Origin of the sequence: Nonomuraea sp. NPDC049028, from assembly GCF_043197735.1 — a bacterium.
Taxonomy (GTDB): Bacteria; Actinomycetota; Actinomycetes; order Streptosporangiales; family Streptosporangiaceae; genus Nonomuraea.
The window spans coordinates 1,076,212-1,096,276 of the sequence record NZ_JBICTR010000001.1; the positions used below are offsets into that span (position 1 = coordinate 1,076,212).

A 20,065-nucleotide genomic window follows, 5' to 3' on the forward strand; every position below is an offset into this window, starting at 1 on the left:
GGTTAGGCGTCAGATCGTGCGGGGTGTCGCTGTCCCTGTCCAGCCGGCGGATTCAAGATGGTCTTGTACGGCTCGCGGCCGGCGATCGTGGCGGCCATGGCGTCGTAGATCTCCAGGATGGCCTTCTTCGTACGGGCGAACTCGTCGGGCTTGGTGTTCTTGAAGGCGCGGAAGGTGTCCATGATGTAGTCCACATCGTCGCGGGCGACGCCGTAGAGGTGGAAGTAGGCCGCATCGAGCTCGGCACGGAGCCAGAACCGGCGCTCCTCGTCCCATCGGTACGGAGGGCCGTCGTCGAAGTGGTCCCGGGCGAACGCCTCCATGTCGTAGGAGGTGTAGGCAAGCTCCAGCACCCGCACCCGAACCCAGTTGTCCAGCCGGTCGCCTCTGCCCCACGGGCATTCTCGCTGGTAAGCCGATGGCGGCAGGACTGGAAGCTGCTTGACGATGAAGTATTTGAGCGCCGAGCCAGAGATTTTCTGCCTGGCGCAGAAGTCGAGCACGAACGACGACATGTTGGCTTGGAGGAGCGTTCCGTCGTGTTGCGGTAGAGCAAGAAGGAATTTGTCACCCATCGCAGCGCTTGGCGCAGCGCTGAAGATCATCGTTCGCGCGTCGGTTCGACGGCACATGTCGCGCCATCCAAGAAGCCATCTTCTGTGCCAGGATTTGGCAGAAAGTCGAGAGCCAACCGCCTTCTCCGGTACCCAGTACTCGGGCACGACGAAATAGATGGGGTTGTCTTTCGACTGAGGTGTGGAGCGAGGGAGTGTGCCCTTGTTGAGCTGTGCCTGTGTCGCGTCAAGGTAGGTGCCGAATCGGTGGTCGAAATGGTGCAGCATCTTCGCTTCGTAGAGCGGAAGCAGACGCTCGTCCTCACGAACCAGGGTGTTGCCGTCGAGCTCCCAGCCGTCCTCCAGCATCCCCTCCAGCGTCTCGCCGTCGGCGGCGCTGGGCCGGAACAGCCCGGAGTCGCTTGCCATATTGAAGATGCCCTGCATGAACGACAGGCCCCAGGGGTTGATGCCCTCCCCGCCCCGAGCAGAGTCCCGCCACAGAATTGGGACGCGCTTGTAGATAGCGATCGTGATGTTGGCGTTCTTCTTGTAGTCGAAGACCGGGCAGGTGCCAGTGTTCGGGTTGAGCAGGATGATGTCCTCGGGGGTGAGTGCGAAGCGGCGCTCGGCGATCTGAGATGTTCGCCGGAGCCGAGATGCGAGCATGATCTGCCCTTGGGGCGACTTCAAACCGGCTGCGGTCCAGATGCAGAAGTTCACGCGATTGGTGACGTGAGGGAAGAGCTTCTCCTCGTTCTCGAAGTCGTAGAGCGAGGCGAGAGTCTGGGTCTCCACCATGTCCTTGAAGAAGAACTGGGTGGTGGCGTCTGTGGCGATGCCGGTGGGCAGCACCATACCGACCCGACCATGCGGGGCAAGTACATTCCGGCCGGTCTCGGCGAACACCGCGTAGGTGTTGAGGCGGCCCATGCCGGTGAGCGGATAGCGTCCTGATGACTTGAAGAAGAGCGTCCAAGCCGCTGGCGTGCGTAGATGGAACGCGAACTCCGCGAACAGCTTCCTATCGGTTTCCTCGTCGCTGGTCGCGAGGGCGGCGATGGCCTTCTTCCGAGCGGCGGCGTTCTTGGCGTTCGCGATGTCCTCGTCGCGTGAAGCGAAGAACTCCTGCTCCTTGAACTCGATCTTCTCCCAGGGCGGGTTGCCGATGACACAGTTGAAGCCGCCATCCCAGCCGGTCCGCGGATCCTTTGAGCCGCCGTCCGAGACACGGAAAAGATGGGGAAACTCCACGTGCCAATGGAAGAACCGGTAGTCCTTCGCGAGACCGTTCACCCGGTCGGCGACTCGGCGCCGGTCCCTGGTCAGGTCGTTGCCGCCGATCCACTCCAGCGTGCCGTTGGTGATCGGGATGAGCCGGTTCTCGGGGGTCAGTTCCTGCACGAAGGCCGCGCACCACGCGTCGGCCTTCCGCTTCGCGGGCAGACGCAGGGCGTCGATCGCCCGCAGCCGCCGTCGCTGGACCGCCAGGTCGGCCAGGCTTCCGGGCAGGGCGGTGACCAGTTCCCGCGTCTGCCTGGAGATCTCGTCGTTCCCGCCGTCGACGGCCTCCGTACCGAACAGGGTGTCCTGGTAGGCCTGTGCTTTGGCAAGGAGCTCCCGCTGCTTCTCGCTCTCCTTGGCGACAGCGGAGGCGACCGCGCGGTCGTCACCCTCGATCGGCTTGAACGCCTCTTTCGGAATGCCCAGATTGATGAGAGCCGGGGTGGTGCCCAGCAGCGAGTTGCCGACGCGGATGTTCGCGTCCAGGAACGCCAGTGGCATGCCTGGCTCGACCGACTCGATCCACAGCGCCACCTTGGCCAGGTCCACGGCCATCTCGTTGAGGTCGACGCCGTAGACGCAGCGGGAGACCACTTCGCGCATGGCATGCCGGACGAGATCGGGGGACGGCTCGTCCTCGCCTGAGCGGATCTGCGCGATGCGCCGGGCGATCCGGTTGGCGGCGGCGACGAGGAAATGGCCGGAGCCACAGGCTGGGTCGCACACCGTGACGTTCAGCAGCGCCTCGACCTTCGGCTCGACGCCCTCGGCATCGCGGGCCGCCGCGTCCAGAACGGGGTCGAGCGCGGTGTCGAGCAGCGCCTCGGTCAGTGAGGTCGGTGTGTAGTAGGACCCTGTGGTCTTGCGTACGCTGCCCGCCGCCTGCCGCAACGTGAACGTCCGGGAGACGGTGTCCAGGTCGACATGGAACTCCAGCAGCCACTCGTAGACGCTGCCCAGCTCCTCCGAGCCCAGTTCGCGGAAGTTGACCGGCCGCCGCTGAAACTCCGAATCGACCACCGCCAGATGGCGGACGGCCTGCAGCAGGTCGCCGTTGGCTATCCGCATGCCCTCCAGCGGCGCGTCCAGCTCGTCAGGGAGAGAACTGTCGAGGGCAGTGCCGTCGTCCAGCTGGGTGATCCGCTCGAACAGGCCGCCGAGGCCGGGAATCGCCAGCTCGGGACGCCCGCCGTCCTCACCGAGCCCGCGCAGGACCAGCCCGCTCGCATCCCAGAGATCGTCGTGATGGTCGGCGCCGCCGCGAATGGCCCGATCACGCAGCCGCTGCGCTGAGAAGTAGGTCGTGAAGCGCTCGCGTGCGGCGAGGATGCGTTTCCGCTCCGCCACGAGCGCGGGGTCCGGGGTCTCACCTTCAGGGGTCTCCGGCAGCGGCACCAGCAGCACGTCGCGATCCTCGGCGACGAACCAGAACAGCAACCGGTATACCTGCCGCAGGATCGCGTGGTTGTAGTCCTCCTTGCTGAGCCGGCCCAGCTTCTCCAGGCTGCCGCCGTACAAGGCGAGTTTCCCAGGAGTGTCGTAGAGGGGCAGCGTGGCGAGGTCCTCCGCGGTACAGCTGCCCGCCAGCCGCTTGCGCAGCAGGTCGTTGGCGGGGTGCTTCAGGAAGCCGGTGCCGAGCGTGTTGATGGCCTGCTCGACCCCCGCGCGGAGCCGGGCCAGGGCCCGTTCGCCGACCTGTACCGCGTCGGTTCGCCACCGTTCCATCCAGCAGTCAGCGGCCGTCTTCCCCTCCGGCGTGGCCAAGCGCGAGGCATGCGCGAGCCGGAAAAGCAGCACGAAGTCGGGGAACAACTGCTCGGTGAAGATCAGCTCCAGGTCGAACTCGACGTAGGCGGACCCGGCGAGTGAGCGGGAGTCGCGCAGCAGCCGCAGCTTGGCGCCGTTGGAGATGATCGCCCACAGGTGGTCGTCGCTGCGGTTGAGCAATTCCTGCACCATGGACTGCGGAGCCTGATGGGCGGCCCCGACGACGCCCTTGGTCCGGTGATCCAGATCGACGCCCCAGCCGAGCAGGTGGATGGGCACCTGCTCCCATTGGTGGCTGATCGGGTACGAGCGATCCTCGACTGTGAGCTCACCGGCCGGGGGAAGCAGCCCGAAGTCCAAGCTGCGGAAGAGCGGAAGCAACCACCGGTCCCGGGTCTTCGGCCTCCTGCCTTCCTGCTCGGCCTTCTTCCGCTCCTTCGCGAACGCCTGCCAGGCGCCGTTGAGGTAGTCGAAGGCGCGAGCCGCGACCTCGCGCACGCTCTCATGCGGGAGCAGCCCGTACGCCTCGGGCTCGCGGCCCGCCAGGCCGCTCTCCCCAGAGCGGGTCTCCAGGACTCGGTTGAACAGATCTGGAGGAAGCAGGCCGCCTGCCGTACGGAGAGAAGGAAAGGGGGAACGGCTCATCGGGCACCACCCGCCGCGGGCATGTAGAGGTAGACACCGAGCAGGTCGGCGGGCTTGTTCGCGATCACCTTGATCTTGCTGACGCCGCTCTGCCTGGACGCCTCCCGGACCCGGGCATGCGAGTCGCGCAGCCGCTCGGCCATCGCGTCCGCCTCCGCGTCCAGGGCCGGCCGCAGCTGCGTCATGAGCTTGGGCCGGCCGCTCTCATCCGGTTGGAGGAGCCGTTCGAGGTCGTCGCGGGCCAGGTCCGGGGCGACGTTGCCGCTGGGTTCGGCGGTGAGCAGCGCCTCCACCTCCTGCGGGGACAGCCATTCGGGGGAGTCGGGTTTGCCGCGGAAGGCGAGCACGCGCGCCTCCTCGGCGACCAGCGGCTTGTCACCTTCACGACCGGGCACGGTCAGCCGCATGCGGAATCGGGCGAGCAGGAGCGTGGTGCGTCGCTCCACCGTGTTCGTCCGCATGACGCCGCACCGCCGGGCCGGCCGCGGGCCGGGTGTCTTCGAATCGAGCGCGCAGTCGAGCACGTACCGGGCGACCGCTTCGACGGCGGGGTCAGTGCGGTCCAGATGGGCGTGGTGGCGTGGCATCGGAAGGTCACGATGGAAGGGCAGCGGGTGGGCGTGCCCCGGGGGCAGCGCGTCCTTCAGTCCGCCCGGCAACGTCGCCGTGACCGCGGCGAAGCCGTACTCCTGGTCGGTCAGCGAGGAGCCGAGCGCGTCGAGTGCCTCGCGGACGAACTCCTCGATCTCACCGACCGAGCCGAGGCTGGCCCGGATCTCCGCCAGCTCGCGGGCGACCTCGTCGGGCCTGATGCCGGCCTGGGCGAATTTGGTGCGCGACTGCCGCTCCTTGGCCGCTGAGCTCTCCCACTCGGTGTGCAGATCACCGGCGGAGAAGCCGTCCAGCGGAAGTTGTTCCCAGCTGTCGCTGCTGGTGGTCAGCAACTCCTCCATCAGCGCCTCGACGAGCTGGTTGGAGAAGTTCGGAACCGGGACGCTGACGCCGAGGCTCCTGCGGATCTCTTCGTGCTTGCGGATCAGGACGCGCATGACGATCTCGTCGATCAAGTTGTCCGCGCCGAGGATGGTCACCGCTCGGACCGTCTCGGCGGGCTGGCCGAACCGGTCGACGCGGCCCTCCCGCTGCTCGTGCCGGGTGGGGTTCCAGGCCAGGTCGTAGTGGACGACGGCCTGGAAGGCGTCCTGCAGGTTGACGCCCTCGGAAAGACAGTCGGTCGCCACCAGCACGTGACGGCCCTCCACCGCGCGCAGCTCGTCGATGCGGGCCTCACGCTCGGTGGGCGGCAGAGTGCCTGTCACGCAGCCGACCGTGGCCGTCTTGCCGAGCATCCTGCGCAGATGCTCGGCGACATATTCAGCGGTGTCGATGAACCGGCAGAACACGATCGGGTCGTAGCCGTCGGCCAGGAGACCCTGCACGACATCGCCGAGCTTGGTGAGCTTGGCGTCGCCCTTTCCCGCCAAGGTGTGGGCGGCCTTGGCGAACCGGAGCAGCCGAGCCCGCTCGGTCTGGTCGGTTTCATCGAGGTCGTCCGCGCCGGGGATCACGTCGACGGACTCGGCGGCCTCGTCGTCGGCCAGGTCCAGCACGGTCGCCCGGCCGATCTGATCGGCCTCCTCCGGGGTCTCGCTCTCCACGCCCTTGGCGCGGGTCTGGAGGGTGGCCGCGGCGGCCTTCGGCGAGGAGGCCAGCGCCCGCAGCAGCGCCAGGACCGACCAGTAGCGAACCCGCTGGCGCAACTGGCCACCGGAGGAGTCACGGATGGTCTCCCTGGCATAGGCCAGAACCTGGCGGAACAGCTTCCGGTAATCGTCGGTGAGGTAGTAGCGCTCCTCGTGGGTCTCCCGGTCGGCAGGGAACTTGGTCTCCTCATCCAGATATTTCCGGATGTCGCCGCGCCGGCGTTGGATCATGTGCCGCGCCAGTGCGTCCCGGCCTTTGGCATCATCCAGGTTCAGCTCCGGCAACGCGGGGTCGAGCAGACCGATCAGGTTGCGGAACCCTTCATCCTTGCCGCTGTGCGGAGTGGCGGTGACCAGCAGCAGGTGCCGCTCCTTCTTCGCCGCCAGCTCGCGGACCAGGTTGTAGCGCAGAGTCCGGCCGCCACTCGCGGAGCCGTCGGCTACGCAGGTGTGAGCCTCATCTACGATCACCAGGTCGCGGCAGGAAGCGATGAACTCCTTCATCCGGTTCGGGTTCTTGATGAAGTCGGTGGAAACCACGGTGTGCCGGTAGAAATCGAAGATCGACTGGTCGTCGCCGATGAGGTTCTTCTGCAGCCTCTTGACCGTGCTCGGCAGGACCAGCTCGGCGTCGATATGGAACTTGCCGGCCAGCTCCTCCTGCCACTGTTCGGCCAGAGCCGGGCTGCACAGCACGGTCAGACCGGTGGCGCTGCCCTGTTCGATCAGCTCCTTGGCGATGAGCGACGCTTCGATGGTCTTGCCGATGCCGACATCGTCGGCGATCAGCAGCCGGACGGTCTCCTGCCGCAGAGCCATCAGCAGCGGCACCAGTTGGTACGGCCGGGGCTCGACGGCCAGGCCCGCCAGCGACCGGAACGGCCCGGCCGTCGCGCGGAACCCGACGCGCAGAGCGGTGCGCAACAGGCCTGCGCTCACCGAATTACCGGCATCGTCGGCCTGCGGCGGTGGGAACGTGGCCTGGGTGACGGGCTCGATGCCGGTCACGATGCCCGCGATCTCATCATCGCCGCCACCCAGTGGCCGGACCACCAGAAAACCGTCAGTGCTCTCAGGAAGCACGACCCAGTCACGGCCACGCGCGCTGATCAGCGATCCAGGCGTGAAGGTGCTCGATGCAACCGCGGTCAACGTTGTTCCCTCCGGCTTGCCCCGAAGACGCTGGGGTATCTCTTCACGATCTGCGAATAGTCCCCACCGTAGGGGACACGTACGACGCTCCAGCCGAGATCGCGCAGCTCGTCCTCGGCGTCCTCATCCCGGCCTGATTGGGACGCGTTGTCGGGGCCGTCGACGAACACGGCCACCTGCCCGGTGGCGATGTCGTAGACGAGTTCGGGACGGGCACCGCAGCCGTCCAGTTCTGGACTGAGCGCGTCCGGCGCGCGATGCTCCCACTCCTCCAGCCAGCGGACGAACGCGTGCAGGGGATCGTTGGGCTCGGCGCTGTGCCGCACTGGTTCCCAGGTGTCCTGCGGTTTGGCCACCGGAGGCGCAGGAACTTCCGCATGAGCGAGAGACAGCAGCAGGTCACGGGCGAGGTGCCGATCGATGAGCTCGTGGTGGCCCTGGTTGCTGTAGGAGAGCAGGCAGTCGTAGCAGGCTTTCGCGCAGCGCTCGCCGTTGATGGCGCCGCCCTCGTCCGCACCGGTCTCCGGATTGAAATGGGCGATGTCCAACGCTCGTCTGGCGGCTTTCGCCAGGCCGTCCTTCTCCATGACCATCCGTCGCAGCACACCGGCGCCGCCCTCGGAACTCTCGATGAACAGTGCTCTGCCCCGGTGCGCGTCGTCGGGCAACAGTTCGCTGGCCAGTTCGCTGTCCTCCAGCTGGAACTCGGCCTCGATGCCGCGCTCCAGCGCGTACATGAAGCTGATCGCCGCGTCATCACCGGTGGTCCGGCCGGGAGCCAGACGGGTGACCAGGATGTTGCGACGGTCCTCGACGTAGGGGATGACCTGCTGCTTGGCCTGCACCCGGCTGGCGTCGTCGATGGGGCTGGGGTCCGGGGTCAGAGCGTCCTTCTCCGACAACCAGCGGCCGGTCTGGACATTGATCCAGAACCCGTCGGTGGTGTGCCGCCTGCGGCCCATGTTGGTGACCCGCACCGTGGCGGTGTCGCCGTACTGCAGCCCCAGGACGTCCGCACCGCGGTGGACGGCTGTCGCGTCCAGTCGCCCCGGTCGTACGCCGTGGTCGTTGAAGCGATAGGAGGTGACCAGGTCGTATCCCGCCCGGCGGCGCTCTTCCTCGTCGGAGGAGATGCGGTCGCGGCGGACCGTCTTGACGGTCTGGAGGCGCAGGAGCCGGTGCATGGTCTTGCCGAGTCGCCCGCCGCAGGACTCGCAGACGTCGATGCCGACGATGGAGTCGTGCAGGTAACCGCAGAACTCGCAGCGGCGTGCAGATTTGGTGTCCAGGCCGTTGCCGCCCTGTTCGGCAGGGGCGAGCTGGACCTCCTTGACCTGATAGCGGGAGCCCTCGTGGTAGATGAGCGCGTCGGGGCCGAACTCGCGGATCGCGATGAACCGCGGCCGATGGATGAACTCGACCTCGGTGTTCTTCCCCTTGCGCGCGGCGATATAGGCGCGCAGCGGCAGCCGAGGAAAGGAGTAACCGGGTAGGAAGCCCTCGGAGGCCAGATACCGATAGGAGTAGAAGTCGGTCTGGAAATCCAGGGAGTCCTCGTTGCGCAGCAGCTTGAGCTGGTTCTCGGCCTCCCTTCGGCGGGCGGTTGCCACGTCGCGATCCCTCTTGCCGGTGGAGAAGTCACCGATGATCCGGTGTTGCTCCTCACGTTCGGCCTGTGCCGCCTCATAGAGATCGCGCCACCGGTCGAAGGCCGCGTCGAACGCTTTGGGCGCGTCATCCACGGCCCGGTCGATCCAGTCGTCATGCCACCAGGAGGTGATGTCCAATTCCTCCACCTGCTCGGCAAGCACGAAACGGGCTCGTTCGGCGGCTCGAAGCTGGGCGTCGCGGTTGACGACGGCCGTACTCACCTTTCGAAGGAGCGGGAATCGGGGCATGTCGATGTTGAGAATGCCGCCGATGGAGGTGTCGAGCGGCAGCCCGGTCTCGGCCAGCCAGATCGCGTTCACGTGGGAGCGGATGAGGTCCTCGTTGGTGAGGTCGAGTCGTGGTGCGGCCACGGACCCGGCCACCACCTGGTCGCGCTTGCGGAAGTAGTACTGGTCGTGGGCGCTGCCGGTGGCGCAGTAGGTGACCACCAGCGCGGGCTGTCCCGACCGGCCCGCGCGGCCGGCCCGCTGGGCGTAGTTGGCGGGGGTCGGTGGGACGTTGCGCATCGCCACCGCGTTGAGACTGGCGATGTCGATGCCCAACTCCATCGTGGGAGAGCAGTAGAGCACCTGAAGGTCACCGGCGCGGAACTGATCCTCACGAAGGGTACGGAGCTCGTTCATGACCTGGGCGGTGTGCTCTCGCGCCTGAAGGCCGGCCAGGTTCGCCGCCTTCTCCATGTAGAGGCGCTGGAAGAACGGATTGATCCGCGGCCCCCTGTCGGCCGCAACGTGCTTGCGGATCCGGTCCTCGGCGCCCGACTTGCCGTCGCCAAGCCGCCAGATGACCGACGACGCCTTGAGCTGGTATCCGTCCCGCTCCATGGTGAGGATCCCGCAGCGTTCGGTGATCGCGAGCAGGTCGCGGATCATCGCGTGCGCGTCGTCCCTGGCGAGCCCCGGATGCTCCCTGAGGAGATACTTGCCGTAGGCGCCGAAGCCGGTCAGATGGAGGTCGCGGGTGGATCGCTGACCGCCATGGCGACCGGCACGCGGGTAGGCGACCGCGGCGTAGACGACCTTCTCGGTCGGTTCCATCGCCCATGGGTCCTTGAGGTAGTGGCGGCTCTCCTCCCTGATCTGCTCGAAACCCGGCTCGGTCAGGCAGTCGGCGTCGATGGCCAGCGCCCGGCGTAGCTCGTCCAGCAGCGTCCGGAGCAACTCCTCGCGGTGCTCGGGCCGGTCGTCGCGTAGGGCGTAGTGCGCTCCGTCCCACAAATCCTGCGCTGCGGCGATGTCCGGCAGGTCGAGGTAGTCGACCTTGAGCAGGCCGGTCTGCTCCAGGTTGGGCATGGTGATCCGCCAGCCACGCTCCAGGTCCAGGTAGAGCCGGTAGTTGATGAGCTGGCGCAGCGCCCGCCACGTGTTGCGTTCCGCGGTGAACCGGACCTCGGGGTTCTGCGCGAAGTCGGCGAGCTCCAGCTTCAGCGTGTCGGTCACCTTCTGCGCGATCACTTCATGGGTGAGCCCGTCCGGCGCGCCCAGCAACGCCCGGTAGAGCGCGCCGCGGAGCTGGACGACCTGCACGAAGTCGTTGAAATGGCCTGCCTGGAGGCTGGCGTCCTGCCGGTTGTCGGTGAAGGCCAGCAGCTTGCGCTGATCCTTTTCCAGCTCTGGGTCGTGCTCGCGCAGGCTGCGCACGACAGTCGAGCTGATCACGCTCGTGGCCGAACTGCGGCCCTCGACCGCCAGCGAGCCCAGTTTGGCGAAGTCGCTGCCGCGGACCTGCTCGTACGACGTGCGACAGCGCAGGCAGAAGGTGAACGGCGCGGCGACGTACGCTGCCCGGGTGCCCTCGTCGCCGCGATGGCCGTTGGGGGCGACGTGCACCACCTCGGGCAGGTACTTCCGCTTGGCGGGCAGCACGCTCGGGGAGCCGTCGGTGAGGGTCTCCAACCACGACTCCGGCACCCGCTGGTCGTCGATGGCGATCTGCGTCGTGTCAGGCCAGGGGAAATCCTGCGAGATGTAGAGGTAACCGTTCAACTCCTCGCCGCTCGCGTCGTTGTCGCGGCGGGAAGTGAACCGGGTGGTGCCACGGTCGTCCACTCGCCGCACGGTCAGGTATTCCTGGCCGCATTCCCGGCAGAACGACGCGGGCAAAAGGATGTGATCTTCCTTGCCCGATTCGGGGACGACCGTCTGGTAGCGGCTGGTGATATAGCGGACACCTTCCGGCTCGACACTCAGGTAGACGTCGTCGCCCTTGGACAGGAACTGGTGCAGCCGGAACGCGAACACCGGCCGCTGGGTGCGCGGAAGAGTGATCGCCGCACCCCGCTTCAGCGCCTCCTGGATGGCGGCGGCGCACTCCTCGCGGGGCCGCCCGGTCAGCTCCGCCAGATCCAGCGCTGCTTCAGGAACCGTCCTGGGCCTGGGCGGGCGGGTCAGCTTGCCGGTGATGGGGGCGGCGACGACGCCGAACTGGGTCTCCACCCACGCGGCGAGGGGAGCGGCGACAAAGCTCTCGTAGTCCTCCGGGATCCTGAGGCTCGTCACCACGTCCGGATCGGCCGTCGTGGCACGCTCCAAGGTCTCTCCGATGACGTGCGCCTGCGCCACCGGTACGCCGAACAGGCGGGCCGCCGTATCGGCCACCTTCTTGCGCCGATCCTGGTCGCTGCCCTCGGTCGTCATCGTCGCGGAGGTGCCGACACACTGGATCTCGGTGGCCTCGCAGGCGTCCCGGACCCGACGGACCAGCATGGCCACATCCGCACCTTGACGGCCGCGATAGGTGTGCAACTCGTCCAGGACCAGCCAGCGCAGGCCGCGCGCCGCGGTGATGAGGCTGTCGCGTTCGCCCGGCCGGGTGAGGACCAGGTCGAGCATCACGTAGTTGGTCAGCAGGATGTCCGGCGGGTCGGCCAGGATCTGCTGGCGCTCATTCCCGGTCTCCTGGCCCGTGTAACGTCGGAACGTGACCGGCTCCCGGCCTGTGCCGTAGCCCTGCTTGAGGAACTTGTCGAGCTCGTGGACCTGGCTATTGGCCAGGGCGTTCATCGGATAGACGATGATCGCCTTCACACCCGGCTGGTAGGTTCCGCTCTCCTTCTGGCGAAGCACCCAGTCCACGATCGGCACGATGTAGCTGAGGCTCTTTCCAGATCCTGTGCCGGTGGTGAGAACGTAGCTCGCACCGGTCCGCGCGATTTCCACCGCCTCGCGTTGGTGGCGGTGCAGATTGAGCACATGCCCTTCCGCGCCGTCGTCCTTACCGACGCGGAAGATGCGCTCACACTCTTTGACGAGGAGGCGCTGCCGTACGAGATCGGCGATGGACCCGCCGGAGGCGAAATTCGGGTTCAGCGACAGGTAAGGATCGGGCCACTGCTCTCCTTCGGAGAGCCGCTTCTGGACGTGCTCTTTGATGCGGGCGTCCTCGATCTCGGTAAAGCCTGACGTGAACGCCGCATAGTCGGCGATCAACTGCTCATGAACCTTGAAGACGTCCATTCCGCCCGTATTCTGCGATCTTCCAACTCCTGGAGGAGCACGCTACCGGTCAGCGCCGGCACCCCGCGACACCGTGCTGACACGGACCTGCGGGATTCGCCCTCTCATCTATCCCAGCTGCATCACTGGGTGTTACTCGCCCCAATACACCTTTCTCTGAAGTAAGAGGTTGATCACCGGTGGGGGCTTCAAGTGGCACGCTCAATAGATGGTTCGGGGTCTGCCTCGTGTTCCGCATCCGTGTCTCGCTGTTGGGGTGGCGGACGCAACCTCGGCTGGCTCATGCGGCTCCGCCGCCTGTCCCCCCAGCGGCGACCGTGTCAGGCACGAACCAGGGTGACGCCCGGGAGCGGTTCGGCGCTTGGCCGGTACTGCTCTTCATGAGGGGTGAGGGCGATCAGTGCGGCGAGCACTCCGCCGAGCGCATGGGCCAGGCACAGGTATGGGTGCGAAGCATCCTGGCGGGCCTGGTTGATCCGGTTGATTGCGGCCAGGACACAGACCGTCGCGTCGCACAGATTACGTTCGAAGCTCGCCGGTAGCGACGACGCGACATCTTCCCGATCCCGCTGGCCCGGTTGCCGGCTGACTGGTCCCCGGCAGCCGCGGTGTGTTCCCAGGCCAGGGTCAGCAACAGCCCCAGCAGGGTGAGACCGAAGGCCCACGCCGCCCAGCCCAGTACCCACTTGTCGTCGTTGAGGATCTGGTTGGATGCCACCGCGGCGGCCACGAGCGCCGAGGTGAGCGCCAGCGCCGCGCAGATGTACCTGACGATCCTCGCCACCCGTCGCACACCGGCCTCCCGGCCATGCTGAGCCCGATCCGTAGACCACACCCAACACCCGCACGCCCCATCCATCAGGCAGAGTCGCTGATTTGATACCGAGGCCGCTCCTGCAGATCGGCGCTACGCCCGGCGGGTAGATCGGTGGAGGAGATCGCTCCCCAGCCTTTCTCGGCCTTCCAGAACTTCACCGTCCCACGTGTCATGCCCCAGCGCGCCAGCGTAAGGACAGCCAGGAGAGCGTCTACGGCGCATCAGCTCCTGTCACGGCCGGCCGCACGTCATGTAGCCGCATCAGCAGTTCACGAGCCAGCACATGACGGACGTCGTGGTCGTCGAAGGCCACGATGGCGTTCCACTCGTACGGCATTAGCGGCGGTAGGTGGGGAGCGAACAGATCCGACCGTACTCCGTACGGTGAGCAGTCGGCCACGGTGAAGACGGCGGCGTTGCGTCGCAAGTGCGCACATTGCGAGATCGCTTGCGGGACGCAGGCCGGGCATGTCGGGGGTGCGTTGGTGTAGCCGTCTCCCCCGTCGCCGTAGCCGGAGGACAGCAGCCACCAGATCCGGCCGGTGTCCGGGTCCACCGCCGGTTGGGCGCACACCTGGCACAGTCGCTTGTCCATGCAGCGCCACTGGCGGCGGGTGTTGACCGTCTTGAAGTTGGGCTTGCCCGTCATCTGCTGACCCTGCCGCAGCCGCAGCACTCCATAGGCGTAATCGGACGCGCGGTGATCGAGATAGGCCAGTGTGTCGCCGTCCCGGTGTCGCCTCCACCGCAACGCGTGCTGCTGGGCCTCACCCGTCCACCCGATCACGTACGGGTAGCGGAAGCCCGTCTCCGACACCTTTGTGATCAGGGTCACGACACTTCCCGGCCATAGCCGGGGATGAACGCCGCCACCAGCTCCGGAGTCTCGGTGGGCACGGTGTAGGGCTCCTCCTGCTGGGAGGGGACGGCCACCTGAAAGTGGCGCAAGTCCACGCTCACGGTTACCGCTGCCACGATTTTCCCCAGCCGGTTCCAGATCTCCAGGGCGGGCATGTGGTACTGCGGAAACGACCGATTCGGCTGTTGTTCCCGCAGTTCCAGGCTAATCAGCGTTACCCGCAGGCACGGGATATGCCGTCGTCTCAACGCCTGCTGTACGGGTTCCAGAGCCTCGTAGAGCTGATCGGCGGTCGCGGCAGATACCCTGTTGTGCGGGGCCTGGTCAGGGGGAGAAGAGTGTCCCGGCGGCATGCATCGACCATAGGAATCCGGCCGGATCAGGGACTAGGAGATTTCCCGAGATTGCAGCAGCCTGCGTGCGGCGTCTATCTCCGCTCGTGCGGCCTCGCCGTAGACGGCTTGGGACTGCAACAGCTTGAAGATCCGTAGGTATGTTTCTATCTCGCTGGGACGTTTGGTGCGGTAGCCCCCGGTCCAGTGCTCGCTGCGAACCAGCGACTCGTCATAGACGTAGAACCCTTCTCCCGGCCAGATGGTTCGGAGTCGGCCAAGAGGGATGACGCCTAGCGCCACATTCGCGAATCTGGCCGCACGTTCGACGTAGTCAAGCTGGTCCAACATCACAGCGAGGCTGCCGCGTTGGGCGTAGAGCGCCCCTGCCTCAACCACCAACGAGAACATGCACCTGCCGGACTCAAGGACGCGCAGGCGGTTCATCCGTCCCTCGACGGCTTGGTCTATGTCATCGGTTAGCCCATGGAATCGGGACACATCCTCGATGACAGCCCGTGTGTATCCCGGCCTCTGCAGAAAGCCGGGAACGGTCTGAGGCTCGTAGGCACGTATCAGCTTGGTCTGTTCGTAGAGCGGCTTGATTCGCTCGCTCTGCTGCTTGAGCCCGGCACGCATCGCTTGCCGGTGCTCCTCCCACATCTCATCGATCTGCCGGTGCGCGGCTATCAGTTCGGGGACCTGGTCCTCTGCAGCGCACGCACGGCACCAAACCCGTATGTCGTCTTCCGTGGGATTCTGCCGTCCCAGCTCGATCCGGGAAATCTTGGAGTCGCGCATGCCGGATCGAGCTGAGAGTTGGCGGCCGTTGAGATTGGCGTCCAGGCGTAGGGCGCGAAGCCTCTGCCCGAACGCCTTTCGGGCAGCTTGTACTTGGTCTTGTTCAGACAAGGGCGGAACGCTGTCAGGCGGGCCGGTAGTCGCGGTGCGGGATGGCCAGGTCCCACAGAGCCGAGAATACGTCAGCGCAGTGCTTCAGGGTGGCGGGGTCTCGGTAGAGCTGAATCTCGGCGCGCTTGTCCGTCCCGTCGAAGACGTTGAACACGACCGTCTCACCGTCGAGCAACCAGAAGTCATTCCCTGACAGGCTCAACGTTGAGGTCAGCCGTCGTGGCACCCAACGCAGGTCCTCCCCAGCCTCGACCTTGAGGCCATTCGTCGCCTCGAAGCACCACCGCTGGTACGCGGAAAGAGGTTCTGACACCACGCACACGCGACGGTATGTCTTGCCCTCCGCAACCCCAGCCTTGACCCGATCACACCACGGCTTGAGAACGCGAGGGACTTCCTCCCGGTCGCCTGCCTGCCAGTTGGCGAACAGATCAGCGTCTATGCCGTAGTTGTCCCGCATCTCGACGTGGAGTGCTTCCCGGCTGATGTTGTTGACCAGATCAGCTCGTTCCTTCGGAGAGATCAACTCCATAATGCTCCCTCACGTACTTGCGGACGAACGCGTTCATGGTGCGGTCGGAGAGTTCCCCGAACGTCTCGTCTTCCCCGAGGCCGATGAGCTGCGCCCCTACCCTGGAGCCGCGCTTCTTGACCTGTACGAGCCAAGACCCTCGATCTGTCCGGTAGAACGTCTCGCACTCGTTGTCCTGATTGGAATCGGGGTCCTTGCAGTAGAAGGTTAGAGAGAGATCATCTGCATCACCGTAGGATTGCACGAGATTTCGCCCTCCTGGTCTAATGCCGTGAGCACCAAGAGTCGCGCGACGGACACACAGAGTCAAGAGCTTCTTGCTCGTGAGCTGACCTGGCCATCTAGCGTACTGGGATGGGTCATCAGCAAGTCGGCACCCATGCTGATGTCAGCCACAAACAGCCCCGAACAGGAAGAAGCCCCAGACTCCCGGCATGTGCCGCGAGCTGGGGCTGTGACTCCTGTTGAACGGGTCTGGTGGACGATACTGGGATTGAACCAGTGACCCCTTCCGTGTCAGGGAAGTGCTCTCCCGCTGAGCTAATCGTCCTTGGAGGTGGAGACGGGATTTGAACCCGTGTGGACGGCTTTGCAGGCCGCTGCCTCGCCTCTCGGCCACTCCACCGAGTCGCCCATCCGAGCGGAAGACGGGATTCGAACCCGCGACCCTCACCTTGGCAAGGTGATGCTCTACCACTGAGCCACTTCCGCGTTGCCCCATAACTCTAGCGGGTTTTCTGACCGGATGCTCACTTGCGGAGCTGGCGGGCCACGCTCCGTTCCGTCGCGGGCAGGCTGAGGAAGATCTCCAGGATGCGGGTGAGGCGGTGCACCTCGATGCGGTGGAAGGCCGGGCCGTCGCTCCTGGCCAGGAGCAGGGTGAGGGCCAGCGGCGGGAGCGGGGCGTGGATGACGTGCAGGCCGTCGTCGAGCGTGAGGGCCATGGGCCGAGATGGTACGTCCTTCGGCAGCGTCACCTGCTGCGGCGCGCGCCAGCTGGCGTAGATGACGCCGCGCTCGGCGGCGGTGGCGGCCCAGTCGGCGCTGAACAGCACCGGCAGCGAGTCGACCAGGGTGGTCAGCGCCCTGTCGCCCGCCGTGGTGATGTATTTGAGGATCTCCAGCTCCGGGTAGGTGCCCGGGGCCTCCCGGGTGGTCCAGATGCCTTCGACTGCCACGTCGGCGACGCTCTGCAGGCTCTTGAGCAGGGTCTGCTTGGGGGTGCCGTCGGGGCAGAAGACGGTGATGTCGTCCACGGCGCGGCCGGCGCCCCTGTCGAGAACGGTGAACTGGGTGATGTCGGCTCCGACCGTGCCGAGGACCCGGGTGATCTGTGCCAGCGAACCCGGCCGGTCGGGCAGTGCGATGCGTACTCGCAGAAGCATCCGTCCCCTCCCCACTAGATGCCAGTTCACAGCCTATCCGCGAATACCCGTCACGGCCTGACCTGCGCTACAACTGACTGGGTGAAGATTGGACCGATAGGGGTGTGGCCGCCGGTCGTGCTGGCGCCGATGGCGGGCATCACCAACGCGGCGTTCAGGGTGCTCTGCCGTGAGCAGGGCGCCGGGTTGTTCGTGTGCGAGATGATCACCACGCGGGCGCTGGTGGAGCGCAACCCCAAGACGTTCAGGATGATCAGGTTCGCGGAGTCGGAGCGGCCCAGGAGCATCCAGCTGTACGGCGTCGACCCCGACACCGTGGGCCGCGCGGCCAAGATGATCGCCGAAGAGGACCTGGCCGACCACATCGACCTGAACTTCGGCTGCCCCGTGCCCAAGGTCACCAGGCGCGGCGGCGGCTCCGCGCTGCCGTACAAGAGGAATCTGCTGCGGCGGATCCTGCGTGCGGCGGTGGCGAACGCCGGCCCGCTGCCCGTCACGATGAAGATGCGCAAGGGCATCGACGACGATCACCTCACCTACCTCGACGCCGGCCGGATCGCCGTCGAGGAGGGGGTCGCGGCGATCGCCCTGCACGCGCGTACGGCCAAGCAGCACTACGGCGGCGTGGCCGACTGGGACGCGATCGCCAGGCTGAAGGAGGCGGTGCCGGAGGTTCCGGTGCTGGGCAACGGCGACATCTGGTGCGCCGACGACGCGCTGCGCATGGTGGCGCGGACCGGTTGCGACGGGGTGGTCGTCGGGCGCGGGTGCCTGGGGCGGCCGTGGCTGTTCAGGGATCTGGAGAACGCGTTCAACGGCAGTCCGGAGCGGGTACGGCCGAGCCTCGGCGAGGTGGCCGGGATGATGGCCAGGCACGCCGAAGGGCTCACCGAGTGCTTCGACATCGAGCGTTACGCGATCGCCGACTTCCGCAAGCATGTCGGCTGGTATCTGAAGGGGTTCACGGTCGGCGGCGAGCTGCGGCGTGAGCTGGCCACCGCCGATTCGCTCGACGGGCTGCGGGAGGGGCTGGCCAAGCTGGAGCACGACCAGCCGTGGCCGCCCAACACCGACACCCCGCGCGGCAAGTCGGGCGAGCGCGGCAAGGTGCTGCTGCCGGACGGCTGGCTGGACGACCCGTGGGATTGTGTCGTGCCGTCGGACGCTGAGTCGGATATATCCGGCGGCTGAGCTGTCTATCTAGTGCGGGCCGACCGCCTCTGTGCCGCAGGGGCCGCCGCCGGTGGCGGGCTGGAGCTGGACCGGGTCGCCCGACATCGTGAGCGTCGGGTAGTACGCGGAGATGCGTTCGGCCGAGCGGCCCGCGTAATGGCAGATGAAGCTGCGCCTGAACCGGTCGGCCGTGCTGTTCGGCTCGGAGCCGTGGACCAGGCTGCCGTTGAAGAACAGCACGTCGCCCGGATCCATGTCCACCGGCACCCGCTCGAGGCCCGGCGGTGGCGGGACGTAGTCCTTGGTGAAGGAGACGTTGTTGTCGGCCTCCTCGGGACAGAACAGGTCCATCAGGTGCGTGCCGGGCACCACCTCCAGGCCGCCGTTGGCCCGGTCGACGCGGTCCAGCGCCACCCAGGCGGCCACACACGTGCCCGGCTCGACCCGCAAGTAGAAGTTGTCCTGATGCAGCGCCTGCCCGCGCGCGCCGGGCGGCTTGAAGTAGAACATGCTCTGGGCTGCTATCGGCTCCTCCCCGAGCAGGTCGCGGAGCACGGCGGCGATCCGGGCGTCGAGGAGGTACCGTAGCGCGACGTCGTTCACCTGGTGGGGGTGCATGACGCGCGGGTAGTCGCGCAGGATGTCGTACGGTTGGCCGGGGTCCTGCGGCTTGGGGGAGAAGTGACCCGGGATCGGGCCCCGGGCGTGCAGCGCCATGAACTCCTCCCGCAGCTCCACCACCTCATCCGCGGCCAGAAGACCGGGCACCAGGACGAACCCTCGATCATGGAAATCTGTCAGCCTCATACCTTCACGCTAAGGAGCCGGACCGGTGAACGGTATGCCTGTGACCGCTGAGGAGATGTCTGTTCCTGCTGCGGAGCTGACGATCGTGGGCCACTTCGACAACCGGCCCGGCTACGCCACGCGGCGCGTCAGCGGGTCGCCGAGCTGGCTGCTCATGTGGACCCAGGACGGGGCGGGACTGGTCGAGCAGGCGGGAGTGTCGTTCACGGCCGGGCCGGGGGATCTGGTGGTGCTCGGGGCCGACGCCGCGCAGCACTACCGGGTCGCGCCGGGGGCGGAGCGGTGGCGCTTCTGGTGGGCGCACTTCCAGCCGCGCCCGGCCTGGCTGGGCTGGCTCGCCGAGCACGCCCGGGCTCCGGGCTGCCACCTGGTCGAAGGCGTGCCCGAGCCGACCCGCGCCCAGATCGACGAGGCATTCGGCCGCGCAGCCAGAAACGCCCGCTGGCTCCCGCCCGCCGTCCGTTCTTTGGGCGAGCCCATGCCCGCCGACCACCCAGCGCAGGCGCCCGCCGCCCGCGCCGCGCAGGCGCCCACTGCCCGCCTCGCGCGCGAGTACGCGCCCGCCGTCGCCGTCTCCGGCCCCGCCCGTGAGCTGGTGCTGAACGCGGTCGAGGAGGTGATCGTGCTGGCCACCGCCGCCGCGCGGCCGGTCGGCGACGCCCGGCGTGCCGAGGAGCCCGGTGACGCGCGGGTCCACCGGGCGCTGGCCCTCATCGCCGCCGAACCGGGCGCGCCCCACTCGGTCGCCTCCCTGGCCAGGGCCGTCGCCCTGTCGCCCTCCCGGTTCGCGCACCTGTTCACGACCGAGACGGGCCACCCGCCCATGCGGGCCGTACGGAGGGCGCGGATCCGGCACGCGGCCCGGCTGCTGGAGGTCACGGACATGGACGTCGGCCAGGTCGCGGCGGCGTCGGGCTTCGTCAGCCCGTTCCACTTCAGCCGGGCCTTCAGCCACGAGTACGGCATGCCGCCCCGCGACTTCCGCTCCCGTCTCCGCCGATCAAATGCCTGATGCCG

The 20,065-nt window shown here is 66.9% G+C and carries 13 protein-coding genes and 3 tRNA genes; 2 read left to right on the plus strand and 14 right to left on the minus strand.

The window, feature by feature from the left end; all coding sequences use genetic code 11:
* Positions 1 to 2 precede the first annotated feature (2 nt).
* The 13 genes from ACGFJ2_RS04750 to ACGFJ2_RS04810 form a co-directional block, all read right to left on the minus strand.
* Positions 3 to 4,250 carry an Eco57I restriction-modification methylase domain-containing protein gene (locus tag ACGFJ2_RS04750; protein ID WP_393464669.1) on the minus strand — a complete coding sequence of 1,416 codons (4,248 nt, stop codon included), beginning with the start codon at positions 4,248 to 4,250 and terminating at the stop codon, positions 3 to 5.
* On the minus strand, positions 4,247 to 7,006 hold the full coding sequence (locus tag ACGFJ2_RS04755) for a helicase-related protein (RefSeq protein ID WP_393464672.1): 2,760 nt from the start codon (positions 7,004 to 7,006) through the stop codon (positions 4,247 to 4,249). Before ACGFJ2_RS04755 ends, ACGFJ2_RS04750 begins: the two co-directional genes overlap by 4 nt.
* A gap of 95 nt (positions 7,007 to 7,101) precedes the next feature.
* Entirely contained in the window at positions 7,102 to 12,231 is a 5,130-nt protein-coding gene (locus ACGFJ2_RS04760) for a DEAD/DEAH box helicase (protein ID WP_393464675.1), read from the minus strand.
* Positions 12,232 to 12,628: 397 nt separating this feature from the next.
* Positions 12,629 to 13,024, minus strand: a complete 396-nt coding sequence (locus tag ACGFJ2_RS04765) for a hypothetical protein (protein WP_393464678.1) — start codon at positions 13,022 to 13,024, stop codon at positions 12,629 to 12,631.
* Positions 13,025 to 13,259: 235 nt separating this feature from the next.
* A complete protein-coding gene (locus ACGFJ2_RS04770) occupies positions 13,260 to 13,883 on the minus strand; it encodes a hypothetical protein (RefSeq protein ID WP_393464681.1) in 624 nt (207 codons plus the stop codon).
* The gene (locus ACGFJ2_RS04775) at positions 13,880 to 14,260 is read right to left on the minus strand and encodes a hypothetical protein (protein ID WP_393464684.1); all 381 of its coding nucleotides are present in this window, start codon (positions 14,258 to 14,260) and stop codon (positions 13,880 to 13,882) included. The genes ACGFJ2_RS04770 and ACGFJ2_RS04775 overlap by 4 nt, the downstream gene beginning before the upstream one ends.
* Before the next feature lie 33 nt (positions 14,261 to 14,293).
* Entirely contained in the window at positions 14,294 to 15,151 is an 858-nt protein-coding gene (locus tag ACGFJ2_RS04780) for a helix-turn-helix domain-containing protein (protein WP_393464687.1), read from the minus strand.
* Between the two features lie 13 nt (positions 15,152 to 15,164).
* On the minus strand, positions 15,165 to 15,683 hold the full coding sequence (locus tag ACGFJ2_RS04785; RefSeq protein ID WP_393464690.1) for a DUF6879 family protein: 519 nt from the start codon (positions 15,681 to 15,683) through the stop codon (positions 15,165 to 15,167).
* Positions 15,652 to 15,927, minus strand: a complete 276-nt coding sequence (locus tag ACGFJ2_RS04790; RefSeq protein ID WP_364000756.1) for a hypothetical protein — start codon at positions 15,925 to 15,927, stop codon at positions 15,652 to 15,654. The genes ACGFJ2_RS04785 and ACGFJ2_RS04790 overlap by 32 nt, the downstream gene beginning before the upstream one ends.
* A 231-nt stretch (positions 15,928 to 16,158) precedes the next feature.
* A tRNA-Val gene (locus ACGFJ2_RS04795) sits at positions 16,159 to 16,233 on the minus strand.
* A gap of 1 nt (position 16,234) precedes the next feature.
* A tRNA-Cys gene (locus tag ACGFJ2_RS04800) sits at positions 16,235 to 16,308 on the minus strand.
* Positions 16,309 to 16,322: 14 nt separating this feature from the next.
* A tRNA-Gly gene (locus ACGFJ2_RS04805) sits at positions 16,323 to 16,394 on the minus strand.
* Positions 16,395 to 16,432: 38 nt separating this feature from the next.
* Positions 16,433 to 17,068, minus strand: coding sequence for an ACT domain-containing protein (locus ACGFJ2_RS04810; RefSeq protein ID WP_357959398.1), 636 nt, complete (start codon positions 17,066 to 17,068; stop codon positions 16,433 to 16,435).
* Between the two features lie 81 nt (positions 17,069 to 17,149).
* On the opposite strand from ACGFJ2_RS04810, the gene dusB reads away from it, so the two are divergent.
* Entirely contained in the window at positions 17,150 to 18,259 is a 1,110-nt protein-coding gene (gene dusB / locus ACGFJ2_RS04815; RefSeq protein ID WP_357959401.1) for a tRNA dihydrouridine synthase DusB, read from the plus strand.
* Between the two features lie 9 nt (positions 18,260 to 18,268).
* Here dusB and ACGFJ2_RS04820 read toward each other — a convergent pair whose 3' ends face one another.
* Complete coding sequence (locus ACGFJ2_RS04820; RefSeq protein WP_393464695.1) at positions 18,269 to 19,048, minus strand: phytanoyl-CoA dioxygenase family protein; 780 nt, start codon at positions 19,046 to 19,048, stop codon at positions 18,269 to 18,271.
* Positions 19,049 to 19,082: 34 nt separating this feature from the next.
* Between ACGFJ2_RS04820 and ACGFJ2_RS04825 the strand changes: the two genes are divergently transcribed.
* Positions 19,083 to 20,060 carry a helix-turn-helix domain-containing protein gene (locus tag ACGFJ2_RS04825; RefSeq protein WP_393465292.1) on the plus strand — a complete coding sequence of 326 codons (978 nt, stop codon included), beginning with the start codon at positions 19,083 to 19,085 and terminating at the stop codon, positions 20,058 to 20,060.
* Positions 20,061 to 20,065 lie beyond the last annotated feature (5 nt).